General features: G+C 63.4%; 21 protein-coding genes. 10 read left to right on the top strand and 11 right to left on the bottom strand.

Going from position 1 to position 21,741, the window contains the following annotated elements; genetic code table 11:
* Window position 1: 1 nt before the first annotated feature.
* From exbD to C2H86_RS12410, 5 genes are all read left to right on the top strand, one after another.
* Window positions 2-430 (top strand): TonB system transport protein ExbD, encoded by a 429-nt coding sequence (exbD, locus tag C2H86_RS12430; protein ID WP_054884743.1) that lies wholly within the window; start codon window positions 2-4, stop codon window positions 428-430.
* Window positions 427-1,161, top strand: coding sequence for an energy transducer TonB (locus C2H86_RS12425; protein ID WP_079230316.1), 735 nt, complete (start codon window positions 427-429; stop codon window positions 1,159-1,161). Before exbD ends, C2H86_RS12425 begins: the two co-directional genes overlap by 4 nt.
* Before the next feature lie 94 nt (window positions 1,162-1,255).
* Window positions 1,256-2,182, top strand: a complete 927-nt coding sequence (locus C2H86_RS12420) for a hydrogen peroxide-inducible genes activator (RefSeq protein ID WP_054884745.1) — start codon at window positions 1,256-1,258, stop codon at window positions 2,180-2,182.
* A gap of 3 nt (window positions 2,183-2,185) precedes the next feature.
* Window positions 2,186-4,264 carry an ATP-dependent DNA helicase RecG gene (gene recG / locus C2H86_RS12415; RefSeq protein WP_103448461.1) on the top strand — a complete coding sequence of 693 codons (2,079 nt, stop codon included), beginning with the start codon at window positions 2,186-2,188 and terminating at the stop codon, window positions 4,262-4,264.
* Window positions 4,265-4,342: 78 nt separating this feature from the next.
* Window positions 4,343-5,746, top strand: a complete 1,404-nt coding sequence (locus tag C2H86_RS12410; RefSeq protein ID WP_159412748.1) for an aminoacyl-tRNA deacylase and HDOD domain-containing protein — start codon at window positions 4,343-4,345, stop codon at window positions 5,744-5,746.
* Between the two features lie 33 nt (window positions 5,747-5,779).
* On the opposite strand, the gene C2H86_RS12405 is transcribed toward C2H86_RS12410, so the two are convergent.
* The 4 genes from C2H86_RS12405 to C2H86_RS12390 form a co-directional block, all read right to left on the bottom strand.
* Entirely contained in the window at window positions 5,780-6,154 is a 375-nt protein-coding gene (locus C2H86_RS12405; RefSeq protein ID WP_027917039.1) for a helicase, read from the bottom strand.
* A 145-nt stretch (window positions 6,155-6,299) separates the two neighbouring features.
* A complete protein-coding gene (locus C2H86_RS12400) occupies window positions 6,300-6,596 on the bottom strand; it encodes an HU family DNA-binding protein (protein ID WP_159412747.1) in 297 nt (98 codons plus the stop codon).
* A 187-nt stretch (window positions 6,597-6,783) separates the two neighbouring features.
* Window positions 6,784-7,932 carry an NAD(P)/FAD-dependent oxidoreductase gene (locus C2H86_RS12395; protein ID WP_159412746.1) on the bottom strand — a complete coding sequence of 383 codons (1,149 nt, stop codon included), beginning with the start codon at window positions 7,930-7,932 and terminating at the stop codon, window positions 6,784-6,786.
* A gap of 16 nt (window positions 7,933-7,948) precedes the next feature.
* Window positions 7,949-8,116, bottom strand: coding sequence for a rubredoxin (locus tag C2H86_RS12390; RefSeq protein ID WP_027917042.1), 168 nt, complete (start codon window positions 8,114-8,116; stop codon window positions 7,949-7,951).
* Window positions 8,117-8,229: 113 nt separating this feature from the next.
* Here C2H86_RS12390 and C2H86_RS12385 point away from each other — a divergent pair, with 113 nt between their 5' ends.
* Complete coding sequence (locus tag C2H86_RS12385) at window positions 8,230-8,787, top strand: chorismate--pyruvate lyase family protein (protein WP_159412745.1); 558 nt, start codon at window positions 8,230-8,232, stop codon at window positions 8,785-8,787.
* Complete coding sequence (gene ubiA, locus C2H86_RS12380; RefSeq protein WP_159412744.1) at window positions 8,787-9,677, top strand: 4-hydroxybenzoate octaprenyltransferase; 891 nt, start codon at window positions 8,787-8,789, stop codon at window positions 9,675-9,677. Before C2H86_RS12385 ends, ubiA begins: the two co-directional genes overlap by 1 nt.
* 48 nt (window positions 9,678-9,725) lie before the next feature.
* On the opposite strand, the gene C2H86_RS12375 is transcribed toward ubiA, so the two are convergent.
* A complete protein-coding gene (locus tag C2H86_RS12375) occupies window positions 9,726-10,094 on the bottom strand; it encodes a COG4315 family predicted lipoprotein (protein WP_159412743.1) in 369 nt (122 codons plus the stop codon).
* A 174-nt stretch (window positions 10,095-10,268) separates the two neighbouring features.
* Between C2H86_RS12375 and phoB the strand changes: the two genes are divergently transcribed.
* The 3 genes from phoB to C2H86_RS12360 all read left to right on the top strand — a co-directional run bounded on the left by phoB (window position 10,269) and on the right by C2H86_RS12360 (window position 13,783).
* Window positions 10,269-10,958 carry a phosphate regulon transcriptional regulator PhoB gene (gene phoB / locus C2H86_RS12370; protein ID WP_003253341.1) on the top strand — a complete coding sequence of 230 codons (690 nt, stop codon included), beginning with the start codon at window positions 10,269-10,271 and terminating at the stop codon, window positions 10,956-10,958.
* A 48-nt stretch (window positions 10,959-11,006) separates the two neighbouring features.
* Window positions 11,007-12,314, top strand: coding sequence for a phosphate regulon sensor histidine kinase PhoR (phoR, locus tag C2H86_RS12365; protein WP_159412742.1), 1,308 nt, complete (start codon window positions 11,007-11,009; stop codon window positions 12,312-12,314).
* Between the two features lie 128 nt (window positions 12,315-12,442).
* Window positions 12,443-13,783, top strand: a complete 1,341-nt coding sequence (locus C2H86_RS12360) for a hemolysin family protein (RefSeq protein ID WP_159412741.1) — start codon at window positions 12,443-12,445, stop codon at window positions 13,781-13,783.
* Window positions 13,784-13,785: 2 nt separating this feature from the next.
* On the opposite strand, the gene C2H86_RS12355 is transcribed toward C2H86_RS12360, so the two are convergent.
* The 6 genes from C2H86_RS12355 to C2H86_RS12330 all read right to left on the bottom strand — a co-directional run bounded on the left by C2H86_RS12355 (window position 13,786) and on the right by C2H86_RS12330 (window position 21,736).
* Window positions 13,786-14,688: a peptidoglycan DD-metalloendopeptidase family protein gene (locus C2H86_RS12355; RefSeq protein ID WP_159412740.1), complete on the bottom strand. Its 903-nt coding sequence runs from the start codon at window positions 14,686-14,688 to the stop codon at window positions 13,786-13,788.
* A gap of 267 nt (window positions 14,689-14,955) precedes the next feature.
* A complete protein-coding gene (locus C2H86_RS12350; protein WP_159412739.1) occupies window positions 14,956-15,855 on the bottom strand; it encodes a response regulator in 900 nt (299 codons plus the stop codon).
* A 164-nt stretch (window positions 15,856-16,019) separates the two neighbouring features.
* A complete protein-coding gene (gene phoU / locus C2H86_RS12345) occupies window positions 16,020-16,787 on the bottom strand; it encodes a phosphate signaling complex protein PhoU (protein ID WP_159412738.1) in 768 nt (255 codons plus the stop codon).
* A gap of 65 nt (window positions 16,788-16,852) precedes the next feature.
* The gene (gene pstB / locus C2H86_RS12340; RefSeq protein WP_110638940.1) at window positions 16,853-17,686 is read right to left on the bottom strand and encodes a phosphate ABC transporter ATP-binding protein PstB; all 834 of its coding nucleotides are present in this window, start codon (window positions 17,684-17,686) and stop codon (window positions 16,853-16,855) included.
* Window positions 17,687-17,759: 73 nt separating this feature from the next.
* A complete protein-coding gene (gene pstA, locus C2H86_RS12335; RefSeq protein WP_159412737.1) occupies window positions 17,760-19,430 on the bottom strand; it encodes a phosphate ABC transporter permease PstA in 1,671 nt (556 codons plus the stop codon).
* 17 nt (window positions 19,431-19,447) lie between these two features.
* Window positions 19,448-21,736, bottom strand: a complete 2,289-nt coding sequence (locus C2H86_RS12330; protein ID WP_159412736.1) for an ABC transporter permease subunit — start codon at window positions 21,734-21,736, stop codon at window positions 19,448-19,450.
* Window positions 21,737-21,741: the final 5 nt, after the last annotated feature.

The raw sequence follows: 21,741 nt of genomic DNA, 5'->3' as shown, positions 1-21,741 counted from the left end.
CATGGGCCTGCATCTCAACGAAGGTGGCGACGACCTCGCCGAAAACCACGAAATCAACGTTACGCCGTTCATCGACGTGATGCTGGTGCTGCTGATCATCTTCATGGTCGCAGCCCCACTGGCAACGGTCGACATCAAGGTAGACCTGCCGGCCTCGACTGCCAAGCCGGCACCGAGGCCCGAGAAACCGGTGTTCGTCAGCGTCAAGGCCGACCAGAAGCTGTATGTCGGCGACGATCAGGTACCTGCCCCCGAACAGCTTGGCCCGATGCTCGACGCCAAGACCAAGGGCGACAAGGAAACCACCATCTTCTTCCAGGCCGACAAGGGCGTGGATTACGGTGACCTGATGGAAGTGATGAACAACATGCGCGCGGCCGGCTACCTCAAGGTCGGTCTGGTAGGTCTCGAGACGGCAGCCAAGAAATGACGAAACCGCGCTCAAACGTGGCGCGCTACGGGGGCAGCCTGGCGATCGTGCTGGGCGTGCACGTGGTCGCCGTGCTGCTGACGCTCAACTGGTCGGTGCCCCAGGCCATCGAGCTGCCCCCGGCAGCCATGATGGTCGAGCTGGCACCGCTGCCCGAGCCCGCGCCGCCGCCACCACCGAAAGCCGCCCCACAGCCACCGGCACCGGTAGAAGAACCGCCGCTGCCCAAGCTGGTCGAGGCGCCGAAACCGAAGATCGCCATCGCCAAGCCGCCCAAGCCGAAGCCCAAGCCTCAGCCACCGAAGCCTGAGAAGAAGCCAGAGCCGCCGAAGGATGAGCCACCGGCCAAGGAACAGGTAGCCGATACGCCGCCAAGCAACACGCCACCGCAGAAGTCGGCGGCACCGGCGCCAAGCATCGCTTCCAATAGTCAGGCGCTGCCAACCTGGCAGAGCGACCTGCTGCGCCACCTGGCGAAGTACAAGCGCTATCCGGAGGACGCTCGCCGTCGCGGCTTGCAAGGCATCAACCGCCTGCGCTTCGTGGTCGACGCCGAAGGTAAAGTGGTGTCCTACTCCATGGCAGGCGGCTCCGGCAGCGCGGCCCTGGACCGGGCGACCATGGAAATGATCCGCCGCGCTGGCACGGTACCCAAGCCGCCAGCGGAGTTGCTGACCAATGGCACGATCGAAGTGGTGGCACCGTTCGTCTACTCGCTGGACCGTCGCTGATACTTTTGTTTCTGTCACAAATCGGCAAGTCTGATAACGTGCGTCTATCGATTGCAGCCGCTATGCTGGGCCCGCAACTTCATGGACGCACGTTATGACCCTCACAGAATTACGCTACATCGTCACGCTCGCCCAGGAGCAGCACTTCGGCCATGCTGCCGAGCGCTGCCACGTCAGCCAGCCGACCCTGTCGGTCGGCGTGAAGAAGCTTGAGGACGAGCTTGGCGTGCTGATCTTCGAGCGCAGCAAGAGCGCGGTGCGCCTGACCCCGGTCGGCGAAAGCATCGTGGCCCAGGCGCAGAAGGTACTGGAGCAAGCCCAGGGCATTCGCGAGCTGGCCCAGGCCGGCAAGAACCAGCTGACCGCCCCGCTCAAGGTCGGCGCCATCTATACCGTCGGCCCGTACCTGTTCCCGCACCTGATCCCGCAGCTGCATCGGGTGGCGCCACAGATGCCGCTGTACATCGAAGAAAACTTCACTCACGTGCTGCGCGAGAAGCTGCGCAACGGCGAACTGGATGCGGTGATCATCGCCCTGCCGTTCAACGAAGCCGATGTGCTGACCCTGCCGCTGTACGACGAGCCCTTCTGTGCGTTGATGCCAGCCGACCACCCGTGGACGGCGAAGAAGACCATCGACACTGCCATGCTCAACGACAAGAGCCTGCTGCTGCTCGGCGAGGGCCACTGCTTCCGCGACCAGGTGCTGGAAGCCTGCCCGACGCTGAACAAAGGTGGCGAAGGCTCCAAGCACACCACGGTCGAGTCCAGCTCGCTGGAAACCATCCGCCACATGGTCGCGTCCGGCCTGGGGGTGTCGATCCTGCCGCTGTCGGCCGTGCACAGCCATCACTATGCGCCTGGGGTCATCGAAGTGCGTCCGCTTACCCCGCCTGCACCGTTCCGTACCGTGGCCATCGCCTGGCGCGCCAGCTTCCCGCGGCCGAAGGCGATCGAGATCCTTGCCGACTCGATCCGCCTCTGCTCGGTGGCCAAGCCGCCAGTGGAACAACCGGCCTGAGCCATGACTGAGCTGTCGAAGGTCTCGGTCACGGCGCTCAAGGGCGTAGGCGATGCCATGGCGGAAAAGCTCGCCAAGGTAGGCCTGGAGAACCTGCAGGACGTGTTGTTCCACCTGCCCCTGCGCTATCAGGACCGTACCCGCGTGGTGCCGATCGGCCAGCTGCGCCCAGGCCAGGACGCGGTGATCGAGGGCGTGGTCAGCGGTGCCGACGTGACCATGGGCAAGCGCCGTAGCCTGGTGGTACGCCTGGGCGACGGCACAGGCGTGTTGAGCCTGCGCTTCTACCATTTCAGCAATGCGCAGAAGGAAGGCCTCAAGCGTGGCACCCACTTGCGCTGCTACGGCGAAGCCCGCCCCGGCGCCTCGGGCCTGGAAATCTACCACCCGGAGTACCGCGCGCTGAATGGCGACGAGCCGCCGCCACCGGTCGAGCAGACCCTGACGCCGATCTACCCGTCCACCGAAGGCCTCACCCAACAGCGCCTGCGCCTGCTCTGCCAGCAGAGCCTGGGGATGCTCGGGCCGCGCAGCCTGCCCGACTGGCTGCCCGACGAACTGGCCCGCGACTACCACCTGGCGCCTTTGGACGATGCTATCCGCTACCTGCACAACCCGCCAGCCGATGCCGACCTCGACGAGCTAGCCGAAGGCCAGCACTGGGCCCAGCACCGCCTGGCCTTCGAAGAGCTGCTGACCCACCAGCTGTCGCAGCAACGCCTGCGCGAGAGCCTGCGCAGCTTGCGGGCGCCGGTACTGCCCAAGGCCAAGCGCCTGCAGGCGCAGTACCTGGCCAACCTGGGTTTCCAGCCGACCGGGGCACAGCAGCGGGTGGCCAACGAAATCGCCTATGACCTCAGCCAGCACGAACCCATGATGCGTCTGGTGCAGGGCGACGTCGGTGCCGGCAAGACCGTGGTCGCCGCCCTCGCCGCACTGCAGGCCCTGGAAGCCGGCTACCAGGTGGCGCTGATGGCGCCTACCGAGATCCTCGCCGAACAGCACTACATCACCTTCAAGCGCTGGTTGGAGCCGCTGGGCATCGAAGTCGCCTGGCTGGCCGGCAAGCTCAAGGGCAAAGCCCGCGCCAGCGCGCTGGAGCAGATCGCCGGCGGTGCGCCGATGGTGGTTGGTACCCACGCGCTGTTCCAGGAAGAAGTTCGCTTCAAGCACCTGGCCCTGGCGATCATCGACGAACAGCACCGCTTCGGCGTGCAGCAGCGCCTGGCCCTGCGCAAGAAAGGCGTGGCCGGCGAGCTGTGCCCGCACCAGCTGATCATGACCGCCACGCCTATCCCGCGCACCCTGGCCATGAGCGCCTATGCCGACCTAGACACTTCGGTGCTCGACGAACTGCCGCCAGGGCGTACGCCGGTGAATACCGTGCTGGTCGCCGACAGCCGCCGCTTCGAAGTGGTCGAGCGGGTTCGCGCCGCCTGTGCCGAAGGGCGCCAGGCCTACTGGGTGTGCACGCTGATCGAAGAGTCCGAAGAGCTGACCTGCCAGGCGGCCGAGAGCACCTACGAAGAGCTTGGCAGCGCACTCGGCGAACTGCGCGTGGGCCTGATCCACGGCCGCATGAAGCCGGCAGAAAAGGCCGAAGTCATGGCCGAGTTCAAGCAAGGCAACCTGCAACTGCTGGTCGCCACCACGGTGATCGAGGTTGGCGTGGACGTACCCAACGCCAGCCTGATGATCATCGAGAACCCCGAGCGCCTTGGCCTGGCCCAGCTGCACCAGCTGCGTGGCCGAGTTGGCCGGGGTAGCGCGGTGAGCCACTGTGTGTTGCTGTATCACCCGCCGCTGTCGCAGATCGGCCGCGAACGCCTGGGGATCATGCGGGAAACCAACGATGGCTTCATCATCGCCGAGAAAGACCTCGAGCTACGCGGGCCCGGCGAAATGCTCGGCACACGCCAGACCGGCCTGCTGCAGTTCAAGGTCGCCGACCTGATGCGCGACGCCGACCTGCTGCCGGCCGTGCGTGATGCGGCCCAGGCGCTACTGGCACGCTGGCCCGACCACGTCAGCCCGCTGCTCGACCGCTGGCTGCGCCACGGTCAACAATATGGCCAGGTGTGACGCCTGTCCCAGAATGGATCCAGCTTTGCCGCCAGGCTGGTTATACTTCGCGTTTAAAAGAATTTGTGGATACAGACCATGACTGAAGTTGCCCTGGACACCGCAACCCCACACGCACCGTCTGTCATCCGGCTGTTGCTCGAAAAACTGCACGTTGCCTTTGAAGAGGTGGCGGAACATCCGGAGCTGCCAGTCGCGTCCCGGGTGCAGGCGATCCTGCTCGATGACGAGATCGGCGCCCTGCTGGTGCTGTTCCCGCAGAGCAAGCTGCTGGACCTCAACCGTCTCGAAGAGCTGACCGGCCGCAAGCTCAAGGCCGTGCCGTTGCCACGCCTCAAGCAGATGCTCGACAAGCACCAGCTCAAGGCCTTGCCGGCCATTCCGGCCCTGACCAGCTCGCCCTGCCTGTACGAAGGCAAACTGCTAGAGGCCGAACACCTGTTCATCCAGTCCGGTGAAGCCGGCCTGCTGCTGAAAGTAAGCCGTGAAGATTTCAAGCGCATGCTCGCCAAGGCCAGTGCCGGCAGTTTCGGCCAGCCTGTGCGCGACATCCGCCCCAACCTCGACCGCCCGGATGACGACCCCAAGGAAATCACCCAGGCAGTCCAGGCCTTCACTGCCCGGCGCATCCAGAAGCGCCTCGAAGAGACCATCGAGATCCCGCCACTGGCCGACACCGCGCAGAAGATCATCAAGCTGCGGGTCGACCCCAATGCCAGCATCGACGACATCACCGGCGTGGTCGAAACCGACCCGGCCCTGGCCGCCCAGGTGGTCAGCTGGGCCGCTTCGCCCTACTACGCCTCACCCGGCAAGATCCGTTCGGTGGAAGACGCCATCGTCCGTGTACTGGGCTTCGACCTGGTGATCAACCTGGCCCTCGGCCTGGCCCTGGGCAAGACCTTGAGCCTGCCCAAGGACCACCCGCAGCAGGCCACGCCGTACTGGCAGCAGTCGATCTACACCGCAGCCATCATCGAAGGCCTGACCCGCGCCATGCCGCGCGCCGAACGCCCGGAAGCCGGCCTGACCTACCTGGCAGGGCTGCTGCACAACTTCGGCTACCTGCTGCTGGCGCATGTATTCCCACCGCACTTCTCGTTGATCTGCCGCCATCTGGAGGTCAACCCGCACCTGTGTCATACCTACGTGGAACAACACCTGCTGGGCATCAGTCGCGAGCAGATCGGCGCCTGGCTGATGAAGCTGTGGGACATGCCCGAAGAGTTGTCGACCGCGCTGCGCTTCCAGCATGACCCGGCGTATGACGGCGAATACTCGGCGTACCCCAACCTGGTGTGCCTGGCAACTCGCCTGCTGCGTTCGCGGGGCATTGGTTCGGGGCCACAGGAGCAGATTCCCGATGAGCTGCTGGAGCGTCTGGGGATCACCCGGGACAAGGCAGAGGATGTGGTGAACAAGGTGCTCGAGGCCGAGGCTTTGTTGCGGGATCTGGCGTCGCAGCTCAACGCCCCACATTGAGGCCATTGGGGCTGCTTTGCAGCCCCGGCGATTTCAGCCTTTCTTTTTGGGCTTCAGGTACTTCATCAGCCCCTGGAACCACATCACCAGCGCCGGATTGCCCTTGATCTGGATGTTCTTGTCCTGAATGCCCTGCATGAACGCCAGCTGCTTGTTCCCCGCCTGCATCGTCGCGAAGCCGTAAGCGGCATCCTTGAAGGCGATGGCGAAGGCCGGCTGCGGATGGCTGCCGCCTTTACTGCTGATCCGCTCGCCGCTGACGATGAAGTGCCGTGCCACCTTGCCGTCCAGCGTCTGCATCTGGAACACCAGGTCCTTGTCCTTGAGTTGCTGCTGGAATGCCGGGTTGTTGCGGCTGGCCCTGGCCATCAGCAGCCCCATGGCCCAGAGAAGAAAGCGAAACTTCATCAACGCGCCTCGAATAAAAAATGACTGAAGCGCGCAGTTTATCCTTTTCCCGAACTAATTACGCAATTTCGCAACACTTAGCCGCCATAATGCATAACGGGCGCCCTGGGGCGCCCGCTTGGATGACACTGAGGTCAGCAGTCGATCACTTTTTCTTGGCTGGCTTGGTGGGTACGTTGACGCTGTCGCGCAGGTTCTTGCCAGGCTTGAAGGCAACGGTGTTGCTGGCCTTGATCTTCACCGGCTCGCCGGTTTGCGGGTTCTTGCCAGTGCGGGCACCACGATGACGTTTTTCGAAGGTACCGAAACCGACCAGGGTGACCGTGTCCTTGTCCAGGGCACCGGTGATGCTGTCGAGAATGGCGTTCAGCACCTGGTTGGCTTTTTCCTTGGTCAGGTCAGCCTTTTCGGCGATGACAGCGGCGAGTTCTGGTTTACGCATAGTGAAGCCTCTTTGACGGGATTTCTTGTTGTTATGCCGTGCTGCCATTGAAGCAGCGTTCAAGGCACCGCAGGCTCTAATCTGCGGCAGACGGAACTGAGAATGGCACGCCCACCGAGGCCGCGCCAGTATCTGGGCGGCCATTGTGCTGGCAACAACAGGATAAATCCGACAGAACACCCGCTGTTCATGCCATCAGGGCGGGTAACTGCCGATTGAGCGCGAGTTTTTCCATCACGGCGCTGCCAGTAAGGGCGTAGCCGAGCAACTGGCCGTCGGCGGCATGGCAGAGCACTTTCAGGTCGCCACCCTGCCCCTCGACCTGCCAGTTGCCTTCACGGCCTACCGGCGGCGGCGACACCACCAGCGGGCACGCTGGGGTCTTCACGGTGATCGGCATCGGCCCATAGCTGACCGGGGTCGGGTTGCCGGCCAGGGTCTGCGCCAGGGCACGGGCGCAGGCCATCAATGGCATAACATAGAGCAGGTTGATGCCGTCGACTTCGGCGCAATCGCCAAGGGCGAAGATATTGTTGTGCGAAGTGCGCAGCTGGCGGTCCACTACCACGCCACGGTTGGTCTGCAACCCGGCGGCAGCGGCGAGGTCGATACGCGGGCGCAGACCAATGGCCGAGACCACCAGGTCGCAGGCGATCACTTGACCATCTGACAGGTGCGCCTCAAGCCCTTCGCCCGCCTGTTGCAAGCGCGTCAGCACTGGGCCGAGGTGGAAGCGTACGCCCAGCCCTTCCAGGCCGCCTTGCACGGCAGCGGCCGCCGCCGGGTGCAACAAGGTCGGCATGACCTGCTCGCATGGCGCCACCACGTCGACCTCGAAACTGCCCAGGCGCATGTCGTTGGCAAACTCGCAACCAATCAGGCCGGCACCGAGAATCAGCACGCGCTGCTTGCCCAAAGCAGCGGCACGGAAGCGCGCATAGTCTTCAAGATCATTGATCGGGAATACCCGCCCGGCACCATCACCTTCGATCGGCACTTGCACGGTCTGCGCGCCCCAGGCCAGTACCAGGTCGCGATACTCGATCGCCTCTTCACCGACCCACAGGCGCTTGTGGCCCGGATCGATACCGCTGATGCGGGTATGGGTGCGGATCTCGGCCTTGAGCTGCTCGGCCATCACGCCAGGCTCGGCCATGCACAGGCCATCGGCGTCCTTGTGCTTGGCAAAGCCGGTGGACAGCATGGGCTTGGAGTAGGAACGGCCGTCGTCGGCAGTAATCAGCAGCAGCGGCGTATCGCCATCGAGCTTGCGAAATTCACGGGCCAGGTTGTAGCCGGCCAGGCCGGTACCAATGATGACTACGGGGGACGTCATGCCGTGCTTTCCTCTATCAGCCGATGGAGATCATTTCGAAGTCGCTCTTGCCCACGCCGCAGTCTGGGCACAGCCAGTCTGCCGGTACGTCTTCCCAGCGAGTACCGGGCGGGATGCCGTCATCCGGCCAACCTTCGGCTTCGTCATAGATCAGGCCACAGACAATACACTGCCACTTTTTCATCAGGTCATTTTCCTCGGTGTCGCTCAGGCTTTGTTGTAGCCCGGCATTATGCAAGCAGTGAGGGCAATCATGCTAAGCTCGCCGCCTCTCTGGCTGTAATCAAGCATACCGACGTGTCGTACGAATCCCCGCAAGCAGCCGCTGTCGCGTGGCTGCCGTATTCACAGCTGGCCACTGACATCGACCAGCCAACCCTGGCCTGGCTGTTCGACGAAGGCTCCCTGACTCGCCGCCTCACCCAGCTGTCCCAGGACCACTTCAGTGTCACCCCCCTGTTCGAAGGCTGGCAACTGCTGCGAGACGACGAGTGCCTTGCCCTGAATATCGCCCCAGGCGCCGAAGGCTGGGTGCGCGAGGTGTTCCTGCGCGGGCATGGCGAACCTTGGGTGTTCGCCCGCAGCGTGGCAAGCCGCAGCGCCCTGGAACGGGGCGGCCTGGACCTGGAAACCTTGGGCAGCCGTTCGCTGGGCGAACTGCTGTTCTGCGACCAGGCGTTCATCCGCCACCCGATCGAGGTGTGCCGTTATCCACAAGGCTGGTTGCCAGCCGATGCCGCGCAAGCCGCCCTGTGGGGGCGCCGCTCGCGCTTCGCCCGTGATGGCCTCGACCTGCTGGTGGCCGAGGTTTTCCTGCCTGCACTGTGGCAAGCGGCCAAGGAGGAGAACCGCTGATGTACCTGCAACTGCTCAAGTCGCTCAACCGCCTGCACCCACGGGCCTGGGATTTCGTCCAGCTCAGCCGCATGGACCGGCCGATCGGCATTTATCTGCTGCTCTGGCCGACCCTGTCAGCGGTATGGATCGCCGGGCAAGGTTCGCCGACCTTGGCCAACGTGCTGATCTTTGGCCTGGGCGTGGTGCTGATGCGCGCCGCCGGCTGCTGCATCAACGACTTTGCCGACCGCAAGGTCGATGGCCACGTCAAACGTACCGCTGACCGGCCGCTGGCCAGTGGCCGGGTCAAGTCGCGTGAGGCGCTGGCATTGTTCGCCATTCTGGTCGGTGTGAGCTTCCTGTTGGTGCTGTGCACCAACAGCCGGACCGTGTGGTTGTCTTTCGGTGCGGTGGCGCTGGCGTCCTGCTACCCGTTCATGAAGCGCTACACCTATTACCCGCAGGTGGTGCTGGGTGCTGCCTATTCCTGGGGCATTCCCATGGCCTTTACCGCGGCCGGTGGCGAGCTGCCGGCCAGTGCCTGGCTGCTGTACATCGCCAACCTGCTGTGGACGGTGGGTTACGACACCTACTACGCCATGGTCGACCGTGATGACGACCTGAAGATCGGGGTGAAATCGACCGCGATCCTGTTCGGCGAGGCAGACCGGACGATCATCCTGACTTTGCAGTTGCTGTCGCTGGGTTGCTTGTTGCTGGCGGGCAGCCGTTTCGAGCTGGGCGGCTGGTTCCACCTGGGGTTGCTGGGTGCCGCGGCGTGCTTTGTCTGGGAATACTGGTCGACGCGCGAGCTGGACCGCGAATCGTGCTTCAAGGCGTTTTTGCACAATCACTGGGCGGGGTTGCTCGTGTTCATCGGGGTGGTGCTGGATTATGCATTGCGCTAATTCCTGTGGGCGCGGGTTTACCGCGCCCACAGGATCAGAAAGCGGCCTTCAAGGCTTGGCGACGTGCCAGACGTCCTTCATGCCGTCACCGGTCATGTCCCCGGCTTTCTTGTCCTTGACGAAGGTGTACAGCGGCTTGCCGTCATAAGCCCACTGCATCTTGCCGTCGTCACGCTTGATCTGTGTCCACTTGCCTTCAGCCTTTTCGCCACCCATCACCATCAATGGCGGCCAGTTGGTCGCACAGTCTCCATTGCACATCGACTTGCCGCCGGAGTCCTTGTCGAAGGTGTACAACGTCATGCCGTTGTGATCGACCCACATGCCGTCCTTCTCCATGGCATGGTGGGCGGACGCCACCCCCGGCAGCGCCAGTGCAGCAAAAAGGGCCATCCAGCTCAGCGTATGTCGTGTCATTGGAATCACCATGAATTCGGGGGTGGAATGCATTCTGTTTGCCGCCGCAGCGGCCCTGTGAAGCCTAGCCCAGTCATGGAATGTCGCCAGAACGGCCAACACCCTGTCACACAGCTGCAATAATTCCGTTATCTAATGCGGGCCAAGACACGATTACTGGGAGAGGTTTTGAGCATGGTTGGCAGAAACATTCTGATCGTCGACGACGAAGCGCCTATTCGCGAGATGATCGCCGTTGCATTGGAAATGGCCGGCTATGACTGCCTGGAAGCGGAGAATTCGCAACAGGCCCACGCAATCATAGTCGACCGCAAACCGGACCTGATCCTGCTCGACTGGATGCTGCCCGGCACTTCCGGCATCGAGCTGGCACGCCGCCTGAAGCGTGACGAGCTGACCGGCGACATCCCGATCATCATGCTCACCGCCAAAGGCGAAGAAGACAACAAGATCCAGGGCCTGGAAGTAGGCGCCGACGACTACATCACCAAGCCGTTCTCGCCTCGCGAACTGGTAGCCCGCCTGAAGGCCGTGCTGCGTCGCACCGGCCCGAGCGACAGCGAAGCGCCAATCGAAGTCGGCGGCCTGCTGCTCGACCCGATCAGCCACCGCGTGACCATCGACGGCAAGCCAGCAGAGATGGGCCCGACCGAGTACCGCCTGCTGCAGTTCTTCATGACTCACCAGGAACGCGCCTACACCCGGGGCCAACTGCTCGACCAAGTGTGGGGCGGCAACGTGTATGTCGAGGAGCGCACCGTCGACGTGCACATCCGTCGCCTGCGCAAGGCACTGGGTGAAGCCTACGAAAATCTGGTACAAACCGTCCGGGGCACTGGCTACCGCTTCTCGACCAAGAGCTGATCGAGCTTACAAGCGCCAAGCTGCAAGCCGTTGTACAAGGACCGTCAATTGAACCAGAACTGGCACGCGACCCTGATTCGCCACCTGTTGCTGCTGATCACCGTCTGCCTGATAGGCGGCCTGGTCAGCGGCTATTACGGCTGGAGCCTGGCCATCGGCCTGGCGCTGTACCTGGGCTGGACCCTCAAGCAGCTGCTGCGCCTGCACGACTGGCTGCGCAACCACCAACCCGACGAAGCCCCGCCCGATGGCTACGGCCTGTGGGGTGAGGTGTTCGACAGCATCTACCACCTGCAGCGCCGCGACCAGCGCGTGCGCGGGCGCCTGCAGGCAGTGATCGACCGGGTGCAGGAGTCCACTGCGGCGCTGCGCGACGCGGTGATCATGCTCGACAGCGACGGCAACCTGGAGTGGTGGAACCGCGCCGCAGAGACGCTGCTGGGCTTCAAGACCCCTCAGGACGGTGGCCAGCCGGTGACCAACCTGGTGCGCCACCCGCGCTTCAAGGAATACTTCGAGGCGGAAAACTACGTCGAGCCGCTGGAAATCCCCTCCCCGATCAACGACCGCTTGCGCGTGCAACTGCACATCACCCGCTACGGCAACAACGAGCACCTGATGCTGGTGCGCGACGTCACCCGCATCCATCAGCTCGAGCAGATGCGCAAGGACTTCGTCGCCAACGTCTCCCACGAGCTGCGCACGCCGCTGACCGTGATCACCGGCTACCTGGAAACCCTGCTGGACAACGTCGAGGACGTGAACCCGCGCTGGGCCCGGGCGCTGCAGCAGATGACCCAGCAAGGCTCGCGCATGCAGACTCTGCTCAACGACCTGTTGCTGCTGGCCAAGCTGGAAGCCACCGACTACCCGTCGGACAACCAGCCAGTGGCGGTCGATGCACTGCTCACCGCAATCAAGCAGGATGCCCAGGCACTGTCTGGCCCGCGTAACCAGAAGATCACCCTGGAAGCCGCGCCGGGCCTGCGCCTGAAGGGCAGCGAGTCGGAACTGCGCAGCGCCTTCTCCAACCTGGTGTTCAATGCCGTAAAGTACACCCAGGATGAAGGCAACATCCGCATCCGCTGGTGGGGCGACGAACACGGCGCGCACCTGTCGGTGCAGGATTCCGGGGTCGGTATCGACGCCAAGCACCTGCCGCGGCTGACCGAACGCTTCTACCGGGTCGACTCCAGCCGTGCGTCGAATACCGGTGGCACCGGCCTTGGGCTGGCGATCGTCAAGCACGTGCTGATGCGCCACCGCGGCAAGCTGGAAATCAGCAGCGTACCGGGGCATGGCAGTACCTTCACCTGTCACTTTGCACCGGCACAATTGGCCAACGGCAAAGCCTGAGGTACCGGGGGCTGCTTTGCAGCCCTTTGCTTTTACAGCCCCAGCCGCTACATTGGATCCCCTGTGCCAGCAAGAGCTGGCACTTTTTTTCTCTCTATCTCAAAGACGGACCCCGTAAAAACTCCATCATGGACCCTTCCCCTGGTATCAGCCTCGCCTCGTTATTCGCCGATTTCGGCATGATCATCTTCGCCTTCCTGCTGGTGCTGCTCAACGGCTTTTTCGTTGCCGCCGAGTTCGCCATGGTCAAGCTGCGCGCCACCCGCGTCGAGTCCATCGCCGAACAGCATGGCTGGCGCGGCACCATCCTGCGCAAGGTACACAACCAGCTCGACGCCTACCTGTCGGCCTGCCAGCTGGGCATCACCCTCGCCTCGCTGGGCCTGGGCTGGGTCGGTGAGCCGGCCTTCGCCCACCTGCTCGAACCGCTGCTGGCCTATTTGGGCGTGGACAGTGCAGAAGTGGTAAAGGCGGTGTCGTTCTTCGTCGCCTTCTTTGTCATCTCGTACCTGCACATCGTGGTCGGTGAACTGGCGCCCAAGTCGTGGGCTATTCGCAAACCCGAGCTGCTGTCGCTGTGGACCGCCGTGCCGCTGTACCTGTTCTACTGGGCGATGTACCCGGCCATCTACCTGCTCAACGCCAGCGCCAACACCATCCTGCGCATCGCCGGCCAGGGTGAACCCGGCCCGCACCATGAGCACCACTACAGCCGCGAGGAACTCAAGCTGATCCTGCACTCCAGCCGTGGCCAGGACCCGAGCGACCAAGGCATGCGCGTACTCGCCTCGGCCGTGGAAATGGGCGAGTTGGAAGTGGTCGACTGGGCCAACTCGCGCGAGGACATGGTCAGCATCGACGCCCATGCCCCGCTCAAGGAAATCCTCGCCCTGGTCCGCCGGCACAAATTCAGCCGCTACCCGGTGTACGACGCCGAGCGCGAGGAGTTCACCGGCCTGCTGCACATCAAGGACTTGTTGCTTGAGCTGGCCGAACTCGAACACCTGCCCGAAACCATCGACCTGGACGACCTGGCCCGCCCGCTGGAGCGCGTATCGCGGCACATGCCGCTGTCGCAGCTGCTGGAGCAGTTCCGCAAGGGCGGCGCGCACTTCGTGCTGGTGGAGGAAGCCGACGGCAAGGTGATCGGCTACCTGACCATGGAAGACGTGCTGGAAGTGCTGGTGGGTGACATCCAGGACGAACACCGCAAGACCGAACGCGGCATCCTCGCCTACCAGCCGGGCAAACTGCTGGTGCGGGGCGATACGCCGCTGTTCAAGGTCGAGCGCCTGCTCGGTGTCGACCTTGACCACATCGAGGCAGAAACCCTCGCCGGCCTGGTCTACGAGACCCTCAAGCGCGTACCCGAGGAAGAGGAAGTGCTGGAGGTCGAGGGCCTGCGCATCATCATCAAGAAGATGAAAGGGCCGAAGATCGTCCTGGCCAAGGTACTAAAGCTCGACTGACCCTAGGGGTTGCCGGCGGTGAAGTCCGGCAACCCGCCAAGCGGCCGGTCGAACTGGAAGGGTATCGATTCCAGCGCCAGCCCCACATTGCGCTGCACCACGAAATGCAGGTGGGGCCCAGTGCTGTTACCGGTATTGCCTGACTTGGCCACGGCCTGCCCCACCACTACCTGCTGCCCTTCGCGCACCACCACCGAACCCCGCATCAGGTGCAGGTACACGCCCATGGTTCCGTCGGGGTGCAGAATCCGCACGAAATTGCCTCCTGGGTTTGTGCCCCGTCCACTTTGGCCATTCTCGACCTTCACCACCATCCCGCCTCGGGCGGCGATGATCGGCGTGCCCTCCGGCATGGCGATGTCCATCGCATAGCGGCTCCTGGGGCCGAAGTGGCTGAAACGGCCGTTGGGCCCCTGGGTCAGGCGAAATGGCCCGCCCTTCCAGGGGAACGGGTAGCGATAAGCCAAAGACCGCTGGCCAGGGTCGCCCATGGCGTACTGGAAGCTTGTGGCGTACTGCAACTTGCCACCGGGCGCGGCCAGCACCGAACTCAGCACCTTGCTCGAACGCGGCCCCACCACGGCGCGTATGTTGCGCGGCTGGTTGCCACCGAAGGCGTTGGTCAGCTTGTCGATACGCAACTCGACCTGCATCGGCACATACAAGTCGTTGCGCACCATGAAGCGCACGCCGCCCGGGAAGGTTTCGGCCAGCAGGCGCACCTTGCCATCGATGTGATCGAGAATCGGCTCGCTGAGCTCGAAGGTTTTCGCCCCCGGGCTGTAGCGATCGGAGTACGAGACCACGCCGGAGTTATCGACGGTCTTGTAGATCGTCATGCCCATGCTCGACGCCGAGGCCGAAAGCAGGGCACAGAAAAGCAGCAAGCGAGCGGTGGCTGGCATGATGGTGGCTTTTTGACAGGTATGGTCTGTCGAAGACTAGCAGCGGGATTGGCGAGCGGTATTGCAGCTGGTCGGAAGAACCCGGCAGGTTGATGCGGACCTGTGGGAGCCGCGCTTGCCGGCGATGGGCCGCGAAGCGGCCCCACGATTTCAAGGTTGTTGCATAAATTGCCGGGGCCGCTTCGCGGCCCATCGCCGGCAAGCGCGGCTCCCACAAGTACAGCGCATGCCTGGAAGCAGGGGATAATCCTGTGTGTATGGCCTTGATCAGGCGCCGGGAGTGAAGTGCTTCTGCTGGGTACCACGGGCAATCAGGCGCGACAGGTAGTCAAGCTTCTGCGCATCCTGGTCGACAAACTTGAAGGTCAGCTGCAGCCAGTCACTTTCAGGCTTGGGCTCCAGCGCGGCAATGGCGTGCAGATAGCCGTTCAAGCGCGCCACTTCGGCGTTCTCACCCTGCTCCAGGTCGAGCACTGCGCCTTCCAGCACCTGTGGCAGCGCTGCACTGCGACGCACCACCAGCAGCGCTTCCTTGAGGCTCAGCGCCTTGATCACGCAGGGCTGGGTACCGCTGGACAGGCGCAACTGGCCCTGCCCTCGCCCGCTCTGGGCCGCAGCCGCCGCTGTCTGCGGCTTTGGCGCGTTGAGCAAAGGCTTGGCCGGCGCGGCAGCAGGCGTCGCCGCCTTGATCGCTTCAGGCTTACCACCGGTCAGTGCAGTAAGGGAGTCATTGGCGAACGCCGAATTCACTCGCGCAGGCGCACCGGAAATCAGGCTCTCCAGCTTGCCGATCTTGCTCAGGGCTTTCTTCACCTTGGTCAACAGCTGTTCGTTGGTGAACGGCTTGCCGACGAAGTCGGAGACGCCGGCCTGAATGGCCTGGATCACGTTCTCCTTGTCACCACGGCTGGTCACCATGATGAACTGCAGGTCCTTCATCTCGGGCTGCTGACGGCACCAGGTCAGCAGTTCCAGGCCAGACATCTCCGGCATCTCCCAGTCGCACAGCACCAGGTCGAACGGTTCCTTGCCCAGCATGGCCATGGCCTTGCGACCGTTGACCGCGTCTTCGATGACCATGCCCGGGAAGGCATTGCGCAGGCACTTCCTCACCAGGTCACGAATGAATGGCGCGTCATCCACGACCAGCACATTGACTTTACTCATCGATACTCCTCTTGAACCCGACTAGCCTACCGCGCAATGGTGGCCACTTGCCAACTCTAGGGTCACGCCGGGACTTCTTCGCATCGTTCGCGGGTGCCTGCTGATTGCTCTGCCACACACGAAAACGCCCGGCACGGGCCGGGCGTCGATGCTCGGGAGCAATCTTATTTATCGTCAGGTTTGCCCGGAACATTAGCGATTTCGGCGTCACCCGCAGTGCCTTCGACTTCTGCCTTCATACGCTTGAGGCCCATGTGACGTACGTCGGTGCCGCGCACCAGGTAGATCACCAGCTCCGAGATGTTGCGCGCGTGGTCGCCGATGCGCTCCAGCGAACGCAGCACCCAGATCACGCTGAGCACCCGCGAGATCGAACGCGGGTCTTCCATCATGTAGGTGACCAGTTCGCGCAGGGCGGTCTTGTATTCGCGGTCGATGGTCTTGTCGTACTGGGCCACCGCCAGCGCCAGGTCGGCGTCGAAGCGGGCGAAGGCATCGAGGGCGTCGCGCACCATGTTGCGCACCTGGTCGCCGATGTGGCGCACCTCGACGTAGCCACGCGGCGACTCGCCTTCCTCGCACAGCTGGATGGCGCGGCGGGCGATCTTGGTCGATTCGTCACCGATACGCTCAAGGTCGATCACCGACTTGGAAATGCTGATGATCAGGCGCAGGTCGGAGGCCGCCGGTTGGCGGCGGGCGAGGATGCGCAGGCACTCCTCGTCGATGTTGCGCTCCATCTGGTTGATCTGCTCGTCGACTTCACGCACCTGCTGGGCCAGACCCGAGTCAGCCTCGATCAGCGCGGTAACGGCATCGTTCACTTGCTTCTCGACCAGGCCACCCATGGCCAGCAAGTGGCTGCGCACCTCTTCGAGTTCGGCGTTGAACTGCTGGGAAATATGGTGCGTCAGGCTTTCTTTGTTGATCATGTGTTCGCTCCGCGAAGCAGCTGCAAGCTTCAAGTAGTTCGTATCGTTCCCAGGGCAAAGCGGCCTTAGCCGTAACGACCGGTGATGTAGTCTTCGGTCTGCTTCTTCGCCGGGTTGGTGAACAGGGTGTCGGTATCACCGAATTCGACCAGTTTGCCCATGTACATGAACGCGGTGTAGTCCGAAACACGGGCTGCCTGTTGCATGTTGTGGGTCACGATGACGATGGTGTACTTGGATTTCAGTTCGTAGATCAGCTCTTCGACCTTCAGCGTCGAGATCGGGTCCAGCGCCGAGCACGGTTCGTCGAGCAGCAGTACTTCCGGCTCGACGGCGATGGTACGGGCGATCACCAGACGCTGCTGCTGGCCGCCGGACAGGCCCAGGGCGGACTCGTGCAGGCGGTCCTTGACCTCATCCCACAGGGCGGCGCCCTTCAAAGCCCACTCCACGGCTTCATCGAGCACGCGCTTCTTGTTGATGCCCTGGATACGCAGGCCATAGACCACGTTCTCGTAAATGGTCTTGGGGAACGGGTTGGGCTTCTGGAACACCATGCCCACCCGGCGACGCAGCTCGGCCACGTCTTCGCCCTTGCGGTAGATGTTGTTGCCGTACAGGTTGATGGCGCCTTCCACGCGGCAGCCGTCGACCAGATCGTTCATGCGGTTGAAGGTGCGCAGCAGGGTCGACTTGCCGCAGCCAGACGGGCCGATGAAGGCGGTCACACGCTGCTTGGGGATGTTCATCTGCACATCGAACAGCGCTTGCTTGTCGCCGTAGAACAGGCTCAGGCCTGGCACTTCGATGGCCACGGTTTCCTCGGCCAGGCGCAGGCCCTGCTTGTCGCGACCCAGGGCGGACATGTCGATGCCGTGGGTGTGGGATTCATTCTGCATGGTCAACTCCATACGCTTTCAATTCGTTTCAAAGGGCCGCCCGGCTGGCAGGCGGCACGCTTGCAATTCAGGCTCAGCTGTCGAGCGCCTTGTACTTCTCGCGCAGGTGGTTTCGGATCCACACCGCCGACAGGTTGAGGGTGGCGATCACCAGCACCAGCAGCAGCGCGGTGGCGTACACCAGCGGTCGCGCCGCTTCGACGTTCGGGCTCTGGAAGCCGACGTCGTAGATGTGGAAGCCCAGGTGCATGATCTTCTGGTCCAGGTGCAGGTACGGGTAGTTGCCGTCCAGCGGCAGCGATGGCGCCAGCTTCACCACACCCACCAGCATCAGCGGCGCCACTTCACCGGCGGCGCGGGCCACGGCGAGGATCATGCCGGTCATCATGGCCGGGCTGGCCATCGGCAGGACGATCTTCCACAGGGTTTCGGCCTTGGTCGCACCCAGGGCCAGGGAGCCTTCACGCACAGTCCGCGGGATCCGCGCCAGGCCTTCCTCGGTGGCCACGATCACCACCGGCACGGCCAGCAGCGCCAGGGTCAGCGAAGCCCACAGCAAGCCTGGGGTACCCAGGGTCGGCGCCGGCAGCGCTTCGGGGAAGAACAGGCGGTCGATCGAGCCGCCCAGCACGTAGACGAAGAAGCCCAGGCCGAACACGCCGTAGACGATCGCCGGTACGCCGGCCAGGTTGTTCACCGCGATGCGGATCAAGCGGGTCACCGGGCCTTGCCTGGCGTATTCGCGCAGGTAGACCGCAGCCAGCACGCCAAACGGCGTGACGATCACGGCCATGATCAGGGTCATCATCACGGTGCCGAAGATGGCCGGGAAGATACCACCCTCGGTGTTGGCTTCACGCGGGTCGTCGCTGAGGAATTCCCAGACCTTGGCGAAGTAGGTGCCCATCTTGCTGAAGCCAGACATGCCGTTCGGCTGGATGGCGTGCACCACCTTGCTCAGGTTGATTTCCACTTCACGGCCGTTGCCGTCGCGGGCCACCAGGCTGTCGCGGGCGAAGGCCTGGTGCAGGCCCAGCAAGCGGTCCTCGATGGCCTTGTAGCGGCTGTTCAGTTCGGCGCGTTCGGCGTCCATGTCGGCCTGGGCGGCGGCGTCCAGCTTGCCGTCCAGCTCCAGCTTGCGACCGTGCAGGCGCAGGCGCTCGAGGCCATGGTTGATGGCACCGATGTCTTTCTTCTCGAGGGTTTGCAGTTCGCTGTTGAGCTGGTTGGCGCGCTTGAGACGGGCTTGCAGCTCGTTCCAGGCCGCCGGGCCTTGGGCAACCACGCGGCCTTCTTCCTTGACGCTGACCAGGTAACCGTAGAAGTTGCCCCACTCGCGGCGCTCCAGGGCGATCAGGTCAGCCGGGCGCTGCTCGTCGACCAGCCAGTCGCCGACCACCCAGGTGAAGTCGCTGCCGTTGAGGTCGCGGTTGCCCACCTTGACCAGTTCGCGGGTCATGAACTCCGGGCCGTCGTCCGGCACCGGCAGGCCGGCGCCCTTGAGGCGGGCACGCGGTACTTCTTCCTTCTGCACCACTTCGCCGATCACGATGTGGTCGGCCTGGCCCGGCACCTTGTAGGTGGCCTGGATCAGGTCAGCCGGCCAGAAGTGGCCAAGCCCGCGCACGGCGATCACCGCCAGCAGGCCAACGGTCATGATCACCGCCATGGCCACCGCGCCACCGCTGATCCAGACGCCTGGGGCGCCGCTCTTGAACCAGCCTTTGAGGGAATCCTTTTTCACGGATCGCTACCTTTCTATCAAAGCGACGAGTATTTCTTGCGCAGACGCTGGCGAATCAGCTCGGCCAAGGTGTTCATGACGAAGGTGAACATCAGCAGCACGAGGGCGGCGAGGAACAGCACACGATAGTGGCTGCCGCCGACTTCCGACTCAGGCATTTCCACCGCCACGTTGGCGGCCAGGGTGCGCATGCCTTCGAACAGGTTCAGCTCCATCACCGGTGTGTTGCCGGTGGCCATCAGCACGATCATGGTCTCGCCCACCGCACGGCCCATGCCGATCATCAACGCCGAGAAGATGCCCGGACTGGCGGTGAGGATGACCACGCGGGTCAGGGTCTGCCACGGCGTCGCACCCAGGGCCAGGGAGCCCAGGGTCAGGCTGCGCGGCACGCTGAACACGGCGTCTTCGGCGATCGAGTAGATGTTCGGGATGACCGCGAAGCCCATGGCGATACCCACGACCATGGCGTTGCGCTGGTCGTAACGCAGGCCGAGGGTGTGCTCGATCCACAGACGCATGTCACCACCGAAGAACCAGCTCTCCAGGTACGGGCTGACAGCCAGCGCCATCCAGCCGATCGCCAGGATCACCGGGATCAGGATTGCCGCTTCCCAGCCATCCGGGATGCGCAGGCGGATCGACTCCGGCAGGCGGCTCCAGGCATAGCCTGCCAGCAGGATGCCGATGGGCATGATCAGGAACAGGCTGAACACGCCGGGCAGGTGGCCTTCCAGGTACGGAGCAAGGAACAGCCCGGCGAAGAAGCCGAGGATCACCGTCGGCATCGCTTCCATCAGCTCGATCACCGGCTTGACCTTGCGGCGCATGCCTGGGGCCATGAAGTAGGCGGTGTAGATAGCAGCGGCAATGGCCAGCGGGGCCGCCAGGATCATCGCGTAGAACGCGGCCTTGAGGGTACCGAAGGTCAGCGGCGACAGGCTCAGCTTGGGCTCGAAGTCGGTATTCGAGGCGGTCGACTGCCAGACGTATTTAGGCTCGTCGTAGTTTTCGTACCAGACCTTGCCCCACAGCGCGCTGAAGGAAATTTCCGGGTGCGGGTTGCGCAGGCTCAGCGGCAGCAGCTTGCCGCCTTCTTCGATGATGATGCGGTTGGCACGCGGCGACAGGGCCAGGACGCCTGCGCCTTCGGCAGCCTGCTCGACCAGCAGGGTGCGGTGCGCGGTGCTGTGGAACACGCCGAGCTTGCCGTCGGTGTCCAGGGCGATGAAGCCCTTGCGGCGCTCTTCGGCGTCGATCTGGGCGATCGGTGCCTTGCCCAGCTGGAAGGTGCGTATCTGCTGGAAGCGCTGCTCACCATCCGGGTCACGGGCCATGAACCACTGGGCCAGGCCACCCTTGGAGTCACCGATGATCAGCGAAATGCCGCCAACCAGCTGGGCGGTGGCGGTGACTTCGGTGTCGGCGCTTTCAGCCAGTTTGTAGCGGCCATTGAGGCTCTTGTCGCGCAGGCTGAAGACATCGGCGGTGGCGCGACCGTTGATCACGTACAACCACTGCTGACGCGGGTCGATGAAGATGTTCTTCACCGCTTCGGTCATCTGCGGCAATTCGATACGGTTCTGCTCGGTGCTGGTCTCACCGGTCAGCATGTTCTCAGTCTGCGACAGCTCGACCACTTGCAGGTGCGCACCAGTGGAACCGGCCAGCACCAGGGTTTCGCCGTTGACGTTGACGCTCACGTGCTCCAGCGCACGGCCCTGCTCGTCGAGCACGAACGGCGCCTGGCCGTACGGATAGTCGATGCCTGGGGTGATGGTCTTCTTGTTGTCCGGGTAGGTGATCTTGTAGGTGTGGTGGAACACCAGTGCCTGACCATTGGACAGACCGAGCACGATCAGCGGGCTGCCCGGCTGGTCGGCGCTGATCGAAGTGACCTGGGTACCTGCCGGCACTGGCAGGTCGACACGCTTGAGCTCTTTACCGCCCTTGGTGTCGAAGAAAATGGCCTGACCCTTGTCCGAAACGCGCATGCCAACCAGGTTCTGCTCTTCAAGGGCGATCATCAGTGGCTTGCCGGCATCCTGCTGCAGCCAGGTCGGCTCCAGGGCCTTCTTGCTGGTCAGCTCGGCACCCTGGAACAGTGGCAGCACCACATAAGCCAGGTAGAAGAAGATCAGCGTGATGGCTGCCAATACGGCAAGCCCGCCCACCAGTACATACCAGCGGGTCAGGCGATCCTTGAGGGCGCGCATCCGGCGCTTGCGTTGCAACTCGGGCGTATTGAAGTCAATCCGCACGGGCGGGGAATTTGGGGTCATTGTGGAATTGGCCAGATCATTCATGCGCA

Source organism: Pseudomonas putida (assembly GCF_009883635.2).
GTDB classification, from domain to species: Bacteria; Pseudomonadota; Gammaproteobacteria; order Pseudomonadales; family Pseudomonadaceae; genus Aquipseudomonas; species Aquipseudomonas putida_W.
Note: the sequence above shows the minus strand (reverse complement) of the source record. Positions and strands in the feature narration are given on the sequence as shown.

Excerpts from the sequence above, each read along its gene's own strand:
- pstB (WP_110638940.1), bottom strand. The coding sequence starts at position 17,686 with ATGCAGAATGAATCCCACACCCACGGCATCGACATGTCCGCCCTGGGT.
- recG (WP_103448461.1), top strand. The coding sequence starts at position 2,186 with ATGACTGAGCTGTCGAAGGTCTCGGTCACGGCGCTCAAGGGCGTAGGC.
- C2H86_RS12375 (WP_159412743.1), bottom strand. The coding sequence starts at position 10,094 with ATGACACGACATACGCTGAGCTGGATGGCCCTTTTTGCTGCACTGGCG.
- C2H86_RS12425 (WP_079230316.1), top strand. The coding sequence starts at position 427 with ATGACGAAACCGCGCTCAAACGTGGCGCGCTACGGGGGCAGCCTGGCG.
- C2H86_RS12405 (WP_027917039.1), bottom strand. The coding sequence starts at position 6,154 with ATGAAGTTTCGCTTTCTTCTCTGGGCCATGGGGCTGCTGATGGCCAGG.
- exbD (WP_054884743.1), top strand. The coding sequence starts at position 2 with ATGGGCCTGCATCTCAACGAAGGTGGCGACGACCTCGCCGAAAACCAC.
- phoU (WP_159412738.1), bottom strand. The coding sequence starts at position 16,787 with ATGATCAACAAAGAAAGCCTGACGCACCATATTTCCCAGCAGTTCAAC.
- C2H86_RS12410 (WP_159412748.1), top strand. The coding sequence starts at position 4,343 with ATGACTGAAGTTGCCCTGGACACCGCAACCCCACACGCACCGTCTGTC.
- C2H86_RS12395 (WP_159412746.1), bottom strand. The coding sequence starts at position 7,932 with ATGACGTCCCCCGTAGTCATCATTGGTACCGGCCTGGCCGGCTACAAC.
- ubiA (WP_159412744.1), top strand. The coding sequence starts at position 8,787 with ATGTACCTGCAACTGCTCAAGTCGCTCAACCGCCTGCACCCACGGGCC.
- C2H86_RS12360 (WP_159412741.1), top strand. The coding sequence starts at position 12,443 with ATGGACCCTTCCCCTGGTATCAGCCTCGCCTCGTTATTCGCCGATTTC.
- C2H86_RS12350 (WP_159412739.1), bottom strand. The coding sequence starts at position 15,855 with ATGAGTAAAGTCAATGTGCTGGTCGTGGATGACGCGCCATTCATTCGT.
- C2H86_RS12400 (WP_159412747.1), bottom strand. The coding sequence starts at position 6,596 with ATGCGTAAACCAGAACTCGCCGCTGTCATCGCCGAAAAGGCTGACCTG.
- phoB (WP_003253341.1), top strand. The coding sequence starts at position 10,269 with ATGGTTGGCAGAAACATTCTGATCGTCGACGACGAAGCGCCTATTCGC.
- C2H86_RS12355 (WP_159412740.1), bottom strand. The coding sequence starts at position 14,688 with ATGCCAGCCACCGCTCGCTTGCTGCTTTTCTGTGCCCTGCTTTCGGCC.
- C2H86_RS12390 (WP_027917042.1), bottom strand. The coding sequence starts at position 8,116 with ATGAAAAAGTGGCAGTGTATTGTCTGTGGCCTGATCTATGACGAAGCC.
- C2H86_RS12330 (WP_159412736.1), bottom strand. The coding sequence starts at position 21,736 with ATGAATGATCTGGCCAATTCCACAATGACCCCAAATTCCCCGCCCGTG.
- C2H86_RS12420 (WP_054884745.1), top strand. The coding sequence starts at position 1,256 with ATGACCCTCACAGAATTACGCTACATCGTCACGCTCGCCCAGGAGCAG.